Annotated in this window: 7 protein-coding genes; 3 read left to right on the top strand and 4 right to left on the bottom strand. The window is 36.9% G+C overall.

Features of this window, described 5'->3' with window-relative positions:
• Positions 1-160: 160 nt before the first annotated feature.
• Genes lpdA through aceE form a run of 3 tightly spaced genes read right to left on the bottom strand, consistent with a single transcriptional unit; the run spans position 161 to position 5,870 of the window.
• Positions 161-1,585 carry a dihydrolipoyl dehydrogenase gene (gene lpdA, locus J3U57_RS11865; RefSeq protein WP_267332510.1) on the bottom strand — a complete coding sequence of 475 codons (1,425 nt, stop codon included), beginning with the start codon at positions 1,583-1,585 and terminating at the stop codon, positions 161-163.
• A 16-nt stretch (positions 1,586-1,601) separates the two neighbouring features.
• A complete protein-coding gene (gene aceF, locus J3U57_RS11860) occupies positions 1,602-3,191 on the bottom strand; it encodes a pyruvate dehydrogenase complex dihydrolipoyllysine-residue acetyltransferase (RefSeq protein ID WP_416379684.1) in 1,590 nt (529 codons plus the stop codon).
• A 12-nt stretch (positions 3,192-3,203) separates the two neighbouring features.
• Entirely contained in the window at positions 3,204-5,870 is a 2,667-nt protein-coding gene (aceE, locus tag J3U57_RS11855; protein WP_267332509.1) for a pyruvate dehydrogenase (acetyl-transferring), homodimeric type, read from the bottom strand.
• A gap of 376 nt (positions 5,871-6,246) precedes the next feature.
• Here aceE and lipB point away from each other — a divergent pair, with 376 nt between their 5' ends.
• Together lipB and lipA are read left to right on the top strand one after the other, a co-directional pair.
• Complete coding sequence (gene lipB, locus J3U57_RS11850; protein WP_267332508.1) at positions 6,247-6,864, top strand: lipoyl(octanoyl) transferase LipB; 618 nt, start codon at positions 6,247-6,249, stop codon at positions 6,862-6,864.
• A 13-nt stretch (positions 6,865-6,877) separates the two neighbouring features.
• Positions 6,878-7,837 (top strand): lipoyl synthase, encoded by a 960-nt coding sequence (lipA, locus tag J3U57_RS11845; protein WP_267332507.1) that lies wholly within the window; start codon positions 6,878-6,880, stop codon positions 7,835-7,837.
• A 20-nt stretch (positions 7,838-7,857) separates the two neighbouring features.
• Here lipA and J3U57_RS11840 read toward each other — a convergent pair whose 3' ends face one another.
• On the bottom strand, positions 7,858-9,630 hold the full coding sequence (locus tag J3U57_RS11840; RefSeq protein WP_267332506.1) for a DUF3413 domain-containing protein: 1,773 nt from the start codon (positions 9,628-9,630) through the stop codon (positions 7,858-7,860).
• A 385-nt stretch (positions 9,631-10,015) separates the two neighbouring features.
• On the opposite strand from J3U57_RS11840, the gene J3U57_RS11835 reads away from it, so the two are divergent.
• Complete coding sequence (locus J3U57_RS11835) at positions 10,016-11,593, top strand: AAA family ATPase (protein WP_416379535.1); 1,578 nt, start codon at positions 10,016-10,018, stop codon at positions 11,591-11,593.
• Positions 11,594-11,596: the final 3 nt, after the last annotated feature.

Raw genomic sequence — 11,596 nt, 5'->3', positions numbered from 1 at the left:
TTGAGATATAAAGTCCTGAATTTAAATCAAACCAATAAATAAAAAGTTAAATAATGCGTTTGTTATTGGAGTTGAAAAGGGATTGCTAATCGAAATAAAAATGCCATTAGCATTTTTAATGCTAATGGCATTTTATATACAGTTAAAAAGTCTGTTTTAACTATTTTTTCTTCGCTTTTACATTCGGTAGATCGGTTACCGATCCTTCATAAATTTCGGACGCTAAACCGATCGATTCATGTAATGTCGGATGAGCATGAATAGTTAATGCAATATCTTCTGCATCACATCCCATTTCAACAGCTAAAGTGATTTCACCTAGCAACTCTCCACCATTCACACCGACAACCGCTCCACCAAGTAAGCGATTATCAGCTTTATTGAAGATCAGTTTTGTCATACCCTCTGAACAATCAGAAGCAATCGCGCGTCCTGATGCTGACCATGGGAAGATTGCTACTTCGTAATCAATACCTTTAGCTTTGGCTTCTTTTTCAGTTAAACCAACCCAAGCTACTTCAGGTTCAGTGTATGCAATTGAAGGAATAGTTTTTGGATCGAAGAAGTGTTTTTTACCGGCAATTACTTCAGCAGCAACATGCCCTTCATGCACACCTTTATGCGCAAGCATTGGTTGACCCACTACGTCACCTATCGCATAAATATGCGGTACATTAGTGCGCATTTGTTTGTCAACTTCGATAAAGCCACGATCGGTAACATTTACGCCAGCTTTTTCAGCGCCAATTAGTTTACCATTTGGTGTACGTCCAATTGCGACTAACACAGCATCATAGGTATGCGTTTCGGTCGTTCCGTCTTTTTTCTCCATGGTGACATAAATGGCATCATGTTTTGCTTCAACGGTAGTGACTTTAGTTTCCAGTCTTAGGGTAAACTTCTTCTGAATTTGTTTAGTGAAGACTTTAACGACATCCTTATCAGCCGCAGGAATCACTTGGTCAAACATTTCAACCACATCCACTTCTGAACCTAGGGCATGATAAACAGTACCCATTTCGAGTCCAATAATTCCCCCACCCATTAATAATAATTTTTTAGGAATGGTGGTTAATGCTAATGCATCGGTTGAATCCCAAATACGCGGATCTTCATGAGGAATGAATGGTAATGTAATTGGGCGAGAACCAGCAGCAATAATCGCATTATCAAAGGTAATTTTGGTAATGCCTTTTGACGATGTCACATCCATAGTATGACTGCCAGTAAATTGCGCTTCACCTTGAATTACGTTCACTTTACGCATTTTAGCCATACCCGCTAATCCATTAGTGAGCTGATTAATGACTTTCTCTTTCCAACCGCGTACTTTATCTAATTCAAGTTTTGGGGTACCAAAATGAATACCATGCTCAGTTAATGATTTGGCTTCATCCATTACTTTAGCAACATGCAGTAATGCTTTGGAAGGAATACAACCGACGTTCAGACACACCCCACCTAGCGTTGAGTAACGTTCAACTAAGGTGACATCTAAACCAAGATCGGCTGCGCGGAACGCAGCGGAATATCCCGCTGGCCCTGCACCTAAAACTACAAGTTGTGTTTTAACTTCTTGACTCATAATCTATTTTCCTCCACTACATCACTAAACGACGTAAGTCGGATAATACGTTAACAATATGGCTTAAGAAGCGTGCACCGTCAGCACCATCAATCACACGGTGATCAAATGATAATGACAATGGTAACATTAAGCGTGGTGTAAACTCTTTACCATTCCAAACAGGTTTCATAGTAGAGCGTGATACCCCTAAAATTCCGACTTCAGGCGCATTTACAATTGGAGTAAATGAAGTGGTACCAATTCCACCTAGGCTAGAAATAGTAAAACAACCACCTTGCATGTCTGAACCTGTTAATTTACCGTCACGCGCTTTTTTAGAAATTTCAGCCAGTTCACGTGAAAGTTCAACAATACCTTTTTTATTCACATCTTTAAATACCGGCACTACTAAACCATTTGGCGTATCAACCGCTACCCCAATATTAATGTATTTTTTAATGATTAAGGTTTGTGCATCTTCAGATAATGAACTGTTAAAGCGTGGGTAAGCCGTTAACGCACTTGCTACCGCCTTCATAATAAATACAAGTGGTGTGATCTTAAGATCAAGTTTTTTCTTATCAGCTTCAGCATTTTGTTGCTTACGAAATGCTTCTAGATCAGTAATATCTGTTTCATCAAATTCAGTAACATGCGGAATCATGACCCAGTTGCGATGTAAATTAGCACCTGATACTTTTTGAATCTTAGTTAATGGTAATGATTCTACTTCACCAAATTTACTGAAATCAACTTTTGGCCATGGTAGTAAGCCAGGTAATGCACCACCTGCATTGCCACTTTCAACTTGTTTAACCGCATTTTTAACATAAGCTTGAATATCTTCACGTAAAATACGATGTTTAGGACCTGTTGGTGTCACTTTAGCAAGATTAACGCCAAATTCGCGAGCTAAACGACGAACCGATGGTGTTGCATGTGCATAAGCATCATTTTCAACAAAATCATTGCCCGTGGTTGCTGGAGCTGATGCCTTAGCCGGCTCAGCTACTGTTGCAGGCGCCGGAGCTACTTGAGCTGGTGTTGATACTGGCGCTGAACTTTCAGCTTTCGCTGGTGCAGTCGATGCTGCCGTTTCAAATTCCATTATTTTAGAACCAGTTTTAACTTTATCGCCAACTTTAACAACAATGTTTTTAACAACACCAGCAACGGTTGCAGGCACTTCCATTGATGCTTTATCGCCTTCAACAGTGATGATGTTATCATCGATTGCTACGCTATCACCAACTTTAACCGAAATTTCAGTGACTTCAACTTCATCACCACCAATATCAGGTACATTGACATCAACAATTTGACTTGCGGCTGGAGCAGCAGGTGCAGCAGGCGCTGATTTTGGCTCTTCTTTGGTAGCTGGTGCACTTGCACCATCTTCATCAAATTCCATAATTGCAACGCCAGTTTTTACTTTGTCACCAACTTTCACAATGATAGATTTTACAACGCCTGCTTGTGGTGCAGGAATTTCCATTGACGCTTTATCACCTTCAACAGTCATAATATTATCGTCAACAGCAACTTTATCACCGACTTTGACCAAAATTTCGGTTACTTCAACTTCATCACCACCAATGTCGGGTAATTTTATTTCTATACTCATTCTTTTTACCTCTTATGCAATACGTGGGTTGAGTTTATCTGGGTTGATTTCAAATTTTTTGATGGCTTCTTCAACCACACTAGCTTGAATATCACCACGTTTAGCAAGTTCACCCAATGCAGCAACAACAACATAAGATGCATCTACCTCAAAATGATGGCGCAAGTTTTCTCGACTATCACTGCGACCAAAGCCATCAGTACCTAATACTCGGTAGCTTTCGGCAGGAACAAAACCGCGGATTTGTTCAGCAAACAGTTTCATATAGTCAGTTGACACAACCGCTGGATTATTATTCATCACCTGTGCAACATAAGGCACTTTTGGTGTTTCACTTGGATGTAACATATTGTAACGTTCACAATCTTGTCCATCACGAGCAAGCTCGGTAAAAGATGTTACACTGTAAACTTCTGAGTTAACCCCATAATCTTTCGCTAGGATAGCAGCAGCATCACGAACATGGCGTAATATAGAGCCTGAACCTAATAACTGAACAGTTGGTTTACCTGCTTGACCTGCAACGGTATCAAGTTTATAAATACCTCGACGGATCCCCTCTTCTGCACCTTCTGGCATCGCTGGTTGCGCATAATTTTCGTTAAGAGTTGTGATGTAGTAGTAAACATTTTCTTGTTCGCCATACATACGACGTAAGCCATCTTGCATTATAACAGCGACTTCATAAGCATATGCAGGATCATAAGAGATACAATTCGGGATAGTTAAAGCTTGAATATGGCTATGACCATCTTGGTGTTGTAAGCCTTCCCCATTTAGGGTTGTGCGTCCAGATGTACCACCGATCATAAATCCGCGAGCTTGTTGATCGCCAGCTGCCCACATTAAATCACCAATGCGTTGGAAACCAAACATTGAGTAATAAATATAGAATGGAATCATTGGGAAATCATTAGTACTATATGAAGTTGCAGCAGCAATCCAAGAAGCTGTCGCACCACATTCATTGATTCCTTCTTGTAAAATCTGACCTTTTTCATCTTCACGATAGTAAGCGACTTGTTCTCTATCTTGTGGGGTATATTGTTGTCCATGTGGATTATAGATACCAATTTGACGGAATAAGCCTTCCATACCAAAAGTACGTGCTTCATCAGCGAGAATTGGCACTAAACGTGGTGCTAACTCTTTGTCCTTAAGCATGATGTTAAGAGCACGAACAAACGCAATTGTTGTTGAAATTTCTTTAGTTTGTGCTTCAAGTAATGGCGCAAACTCACTTAATGGTGGAATAGAAACTGTTCCAGAGAACTTAGTTAATCTTGACGGAACATAGCCATGCAGCGCATTACGACGTTCATGGATATATTTGTATTCAGGTGTATGTTCTTCAAATTTAATATAAGGTAATTTTTCAAGTGCATCGTCAGTCACAGGAATATTAAAGAAATCACGAACATGACGAACACCATCCATATTCATTTTTTTAACTTGGTGAGCAATATTTTTCGCTTCAGCCGCTTCACCCATACCATAACCTTTAATAGTATGAGCTAAAATTACAGTTGGTCGATCTTTAGTCTGTTTTGCTCGCATAAATGCAGCAAACATTTTAGATGGATCTTGACCACCTCGATTTAATCTAAAGATCTCTTCATCAGACATATCTTTAACTAAGGCTGCGGTTTCAGGGTATTTACCAAAGAAGTGTTCACGAACATAAGCACCATCTTTAGATTTTAATGTTTGGTAATCACCATCAAGTGTTTCGTTCATTAGACGGATTAATTTACCTGATTTATCTTTTTGTAATAATTTATCCCAACGATCACCCCAAAGCACTTTAATAACATTCCAACCCGCACCAGCAAATACACCTTCGAGTTCATTGATAATTTTACCATTACCAGTAACAGGGCCATCTAAGCGTTGTAAATTACAGTTGATAACAAAAACTAAATTGTCTAGTTTTTCACGGGTTGCAACTGTGATTGCCCCTTTTGATTCTGGCTCATCCATTTCACCATCACCTAAAAATGCATAGACAGTTTGTTCTGAGGTATCTTTAAGCCCACGATGGTTTAGGTATTTTAAGAATCGAGCTTGGAAAATCGCACTAACCGGACCTAATCCCATAGAAACAGTTGGGAATTGCCAGAATTCAGGCATTAATTTTGGATGAGGATAAGATGATAGACCTTTACCATGAACTTCTTGACGGAAATTATCTAATTGTTCTTCAGTCAAACGACCTTCAATAAATGCACGTGAATAAATTCCCGGTGAGATATGACCTTGGAAATAAATTAAGTCACCACCATCTTTCTCATTTCTGGCACGGAAAAAGTGGTTAAAACAAACTTCATAAAATGTAGCAGCAGACTGAAATGATGCCATATGACCGCCAAGCTCTAAATCCTTTTTAGATGCTCTAAGTACCATCATAATAGCATTCCAACGAACAATTGAACGAATGCGTCTTTCAATTTCCCAATCCCCCGGATATGCTGGCTCCTCTTCTACAGGGATGGTATTGATATAATTACTGGTTGAAGAACCAAAAAGTAAAGGAACACCACCATCTTTGGCTTTATTGACTATTTGTTCAATAATATATTGTGCACGTTCGATGCCTTCTTCACGAATAATTGAATCAAGACTTTTTAGCCAATCTTGTGTTTCAATAGGATCGATATCATTCACTTGCATGTCCGACATATAAAAACCTCTTTTTTGTTAAAAAAAATGCAGCTTTTGCTATCCTTAGCTATAACTTAAGCCATAACTAACTTATAACCTTCTACTCTGCATTACGGAGCTTATTTAGTATAAGTCTGCCATTTTCAAAGAAAAAGTAAAGCAAACCATAGTTTAGAAAAGAATGTTAATTCCTATCAAATTAATCAACCATTTCAATTATTAATTTAAATAAACCCATAATCAATTGATATAAATCAAATTTAATAAAAATTAATTTATCTGAATTAATGGGATTGGTTATACCGTGATTAGCTATGTATTGTCAAGTTATAGTAAAATCTGATATATAGATGTAAGATTTTGATAAAAATGGCAGATAAACGCTACAGTGAAGATGAAAGCAGAAGATATTATTATTCAGGATTTAGATATACAGCCCTACCTGCAAACTTATCAAGCCATGCATGAATTTACGCTTAATCGCAATGAACAAACATTGGATGAAATTTGGTTAGTTGAGCACTACCCTGTTTTTACACAAGGAAAAGTTGGTAAGCCAGAACATTTGTTATGCAAAACAGATATTCCGATTGTACAAACTGATCGCGGCGGACAAATTACCTATCACGCACCTGGTCAGCAGATTATGTATATATTATTTGATTTGAAACGACGTAAGATCGGCATTCGTGATATTGTCAGTTATTTGGAAAAGAGTGTCATCGATACTTTGCAACACTATGGTATTATAGCTTACGCTAAAGCCGATGCGCCGGGCGTGTATATCAATAACAAGAAAATCTGTTCACTCGGGTTACATATTAAAAGAGGTTGCACATTACATGGGCTTGCATTAAATATTGATATGGACCTTGGACCGTTTAAAAATATCAATCCTTGTGGTTATGCCGGATTACAAATGACACAATTAAAAGAATATGTCTCGCCAATTGATCGTAAAAAAATAAAACAATTGTTAACCAATAATTTCATCAAGCAGTTAACAAACTAATAAGATATAAATTATGCAAAATAATGAAACAATAATCAGAAGCTCAAAATATCGTGATGCTGATAAAACACGATTAATCCCAACTATTACAATACAAGACGCTGCGCCACTAAAAAAACCGGAATGGATGAAAATCAAATTACCAGTTCATTCTGATAACATTTCGCATATTAAAAATACCATGCGCAAACACGGTTTACATTCAGTTTGTGAAGAGGCTTCTTGTCCTAACTTAGCTGAGTGCTTTAATCATGGAACGGCGACTTTTATGATTTTAGGCGATATTTGTACTCGTCGTTGCCCATTTTGCGACGTTGCACACGGACGACCTTTACCGCCAGATCGTGAAGAACCCATAAAATTAGCTAAAACTATACAAGAAATGAGACTGCGTTATGTAGTAATTACCTCGGTAGATCGTGATGATCTTAAAGATGGCGGCGCGAGCCATTTTGCTTCGTGTACCAAAGAAATTAGAGCATTAAGCCCTAATATTAAAGTTGAAACTTTGACCCCAGATTTTCGTGGTTGCATTGATGAAGCGGTTAAGGTGTTAAGTGAAAATCCACCAGATGTGTTTAATCATAATTTAGAAAATATTCCACGCCTTTATAAAAAAATTCGTCCTGGTGCCAGTTATCAAGGTTCACTAAAATTATTAGCCGCTTTTAAAGAAAGACATCCTGAAATACCCACAAAATCTGGCTTAATGGTAGGACTTGGTGAAACTAATGAAGAACTGATTCAAGTATTAAAAGACCTTCGTACCCATGGCGTAACTATGCTAACGTTAGGTCAATATCTACAACCAAGCAAATATCATCTACCGGTTGAGCGTTATGTGCCACCGGAAGAATTTGATGAGTTAAAACAAATCGCATTAAATATGGGATTTACCCATGCGGCGTGTGGTCCATTCGTTCGTTCATCTTATCATGCCGATTTACAAGCAATGGGGAAAGAGGTGAAGTAATCTTCACCCTTTTTTTACTCTTAATCATCAAAAACCATAAACCGGCGATTCTCGGTTACAATTTGTAAGAATATTGGTAAGCTTATTTTCTGATCTTTTTCTAATTTATCGTTTAAATCATAAATTTTTGAGCGCCCAAATTCATCAAGAACAACGGTTTTATCACTATAAAGCGCGGCTATTTCGCTTTCATTGCCAGCAATGATCCATTGTCTAGATTTTTGATCAAATAAGTTTTTACCTTGACTATATTGTTGAGGTGGTGTGGTAACATTGAATGCTTCTTGCATTAATGTACTTAAAATATCAGTTTGCGTAGTTACATCACTTATTTGTTTGGCCTCTTTATTTGGCCAAGAAATAATTAATGGTACTTTTAGTGATTCCCGACTAAAACTCTTTGTATTATCACGTAATGCAATTTTCAAATTTTCATTAATCTTAATGTCATTCGATCCGGTGATAACAATAATCGTATTATCAAATGAATTTGATAATTTTAAGTAACTAATTATCGATTCTAAATACTGATCTAATTTTTTTGCCTCAGTTTTTAATTCAGTTATCGGTACGTTTTTATTTTTAGAACCCAGTGAATATTGAATGACAGAAAATAAAGGTGCATGGTTGTCCAATTCGTTTTGTTTGTCATGCCATGCCATCCAGTTATCAGTGACTTGTCGATTAGTCTGTTTTTTAGGTTCAGGTAAGGTAAAATTAGAGAGTAATGCATAACGATAAAGAGGTTCGGCAAAACCATCGGCCGAAAATAAACCTAAATTATAATGTTGTTTTATTACTGCATCAATTAAAGCCGAAGTTTTGTGACTGGCTAAAATACTGTTGTAATAATTGGGATCTAACCCATAAAACAGTGAAAAATCATTTAAATATGACTGATTGCTTGCACCATAATGATTAGTAAAAAAGAGGCTGTTATGCGCAAATTTATTTAACGCAGGCATAGTGTCATCAAGCAAATCATAATTCCATCCATCTATAGCAATCATTACCACATTTTTCATCTGTTGTTCGGTATCAAATGTGATACGCCCAAGTGGATACTCAATTGCAAGTGCGAATGGATTACCTTCTTGAATAACCCGATTACGATAATCATTTTGCTCAATAAAACCATAACGCTCAAGAAAATGCCTCGCGGTAAGCGGATAAGACAGCGGCAAGCTTGAACGCTGCATGGTTATTGGTCGATAAAAATTAGCATCAGCCCAAATATGAATAAGATGGGAAGAAATAAAGCAAAGAATAAATATAAGGACAACTGGCTTTGCAAATCGTTTACGTTTAGTAAGGCTACGTAACTTTTTCCAGCTCCAGATTGCAAATAAAATCTCAATAAAGAGGATAAACGGAATAAGAATAAATGCAGTACTTAAAAAAGAAGCCTTTTGCGTAGTTAGCAATTGCCAAATCGATAAATTAAGATGCATTCGAAAATGCGAAAAAACGTCAATATCAATTAAAAGTAAGGTAATACCTAAGGTAGCTGTAATTGTTGCAATGATGCGTTGCCACCTTGATGAATAAATAAAAAAGCTTAATGGAAAAAGTAAAATCAAGTAAGCAATAAAAGTCAAAAAACTAAAATGCCCAATCGCACTAATAATAGCATAAAATCTTCCCATAAATGTGCGAGGCCAATCCGCAATCATCAAGTATTGACTACCAAGAATAATTACGACAAAAATATTAAATAATGTAAACCAGTGTCCCCAGCTCACAATTTGTGAAACTTGTTCATCTTTAAAATGATTATTTTTAAGTTTGAGCATATTTAATTGTTGGCAATGATGATAACAATGATTAGTAACTATTAATTTACGGCATAGTTTACCTGATTTTGAAAAATCTTTCTGTAAATTTTTTATTTGTTAGCATAAAGATCTCGGTAATTTGTTGGCGTTACAATCGATACTTGCTATAATTTATAGATTTATTTGGCTAACAAAAAAGATACTCATTTTGGCAATCAAACAACTCGAAGCACAACAGCTTCAACCAGATTTAAAACAAATCGAAATCATCGTTAATAACAAAAAAATACCTACTGATTTAGCCACTAAAGAGGTAAATAATTTATTGACATGGCAACCACGAATTGCCGATGCCTTTTCACTATTGTGCCCAAAGCAAAAGCAAGCTTATACCCCTCGGTTTATGCTCCTAAAAGGGACAGAAAGCGAACTGTTTTTTCGTCTATTTAAACAAGCAATCAAACCTAGTATTTCAACTTCTATTTTAGGCTTTAGTTATTATATCAATGATAACAAAATCACGCTAACAAAGGCCAAAAGTAAACAAGATAACTTTGCTGTTCAAGATACGTGTTTAACAGCCCTCTCTTTCGACAGTGAAATGCTATTAGGCTGCGTTCGACAACCGGAAAATGATCCTATCAAATTACAAGCAGGATTAGTTCATCAAGCCAATGGTGGTTTTTTGATTTTAGGACTTCGCTCGTTACTTGCCCAACCATCTATGTGGTTTAAATTAAAACAGATGGTGATAAAACAAGAGTTTGAATGGTTTTCTGCCGATGAATTACACCCATTGCCTATTGCTATTCCAAAAATGCCTCTTGATTTACGCATTATTTTAGTCGGTGATAGATTAAGCTTAACCGAATTACAAGATCTCGATCCCGAGTTTTACTCCACTTCAATTTATAGTGAGTTTGAAAACGAATTAGCCGTTAACGCCTCTTTACAGATAGAACAGTGGTTTAGTTACTTAGAATTTATAGCTGAGAATCAAAACTTACCACATATTGATAAATCAGCATTCACTAAGTTATATAAAGAGGCAACACGTTATACCGGTGATCAATTTTATCTTCCTATGGCAGTTGATTGGGTTTACACCCTATTAGTTAATGCAGCCCATTATATGGAAAATAGTGTCATTGATGAGTCAGCTATAATCAAGTCAATCAAGCAAAAACTTTGGCGCGAAAGTTATTTAACTGAGCGGTTTTATGATGAAATATTTACCAACCAGATAATGATTAATACCAAAGATCAGGTTGTTGGGCAAATAAATGGGTTATCTGTCATTGAATATCCGGGTTATCCAAGAGCCATAGGGGAACCCTCTCGTTTAAGCTGCATTATTCATTTTGGTGATGGTGAATTGATTGATATTGAACGTAAAACTGACCTTGCAGGTAACATTCATTCTAAAGGAATGATGATAATGCAAGCATTTATGATGTCAGAATTTGCGATAAATCATCAATTACCTTTTTCAACATCTTTAGTGTTTGAACAATCTTATAGTGAAATCGATGGTGATAGTGCTTCACTGGCTGGATTTTGTGCACTCATTAGTGCATTATCCAATCAACCTATCGATCAACAATTAGCTGTTACCGGTTCGGTTGATCAGTTTGGTCATGTACAGTCAATTGGTGGGGTAAATGAAAAAATAGAAGGTTTTTTTGCCGTTTGTCAGCATCAAGGCTTAACTGGCCAACAAGGAGTCATTATTCCCGCCAGTAACCAACGCCATTTGAGTTTAAGCGATGAAGTGATTAATGCAGTGATAGAAAATAAATTTTCAATTTGGGCAGTTGAGCATATTGCCGATGCCTTGTATTTACTAACGGGTATTCCCTATAAAGATGAGCATGGTATTAGCTTATACAAATTGATTCAGGCACGCATGCAGTCACTGTTAGTGCAAGATAAAAAACACGACAGTTGGTTGAGTAGATGGCAAAAATATTGCAAAAAATAATAA

Source organism: Gilliamella sp. B3464, assembly GCF_026536145.1.
Taxonomy (GTDB): Bacteria; Pseudomonadota; Gammaproteobacteria; order Enterobacterales; family Orbaceae; genus Gilliamella.
The sequence above is the reverse complement of the archived record's forward strand: the minus strand, read 5'-3'. Positions and strand labels throughout refer to the sequence as shown.

Coding starts and splice junctions, on each gene's coding strand:
- lpdA (WP_267332510.1), bottom strand. CDS start 1,585: ATGAGTCAAGAAGTTAAAACACAACTTGTAGTTTTAGGTGCAGGGCCA.
- aceF (WP_416379684.1), bottom strand. CDS start 3,191: ATGAGTATAGAAATAAAATTACCCGACATTGGTGGTGATGAAGTTGAA.
- aceE (WP_267332509.1), bottom strand. CDS start 5,870: ATGTCGGACATGCAAGTGAATGATATCGATCCTATTGAAACACAAGAT.
- lipB (WP_267332508.1), top strand. CDS start 6,247: ATGAAAGCAGAAGATATTATTATTCAGGATTTAGATATACAGCCCTAC.
- lipA (WP_267332507.1), top strand. CDS start 6,878: ATGCAAAATAATGAAACAATAATCAGAAGCTCAAAATATCGTGATGCT.
- J3U57_RS11840 (WP_267332506.1), bottom strand. CDS start 9,630: ATGCTCAAACTTAAAAATAATCATTTTAAAGATGAACAAGTTTCACAA.
- J3U57_RS11835 (WP_416379535.1), top strand. CDS start 10,016: ATGCTCCTAAAAGGGACAGAAAGCGAACTGTTTTTTCGTCTATTTAAA.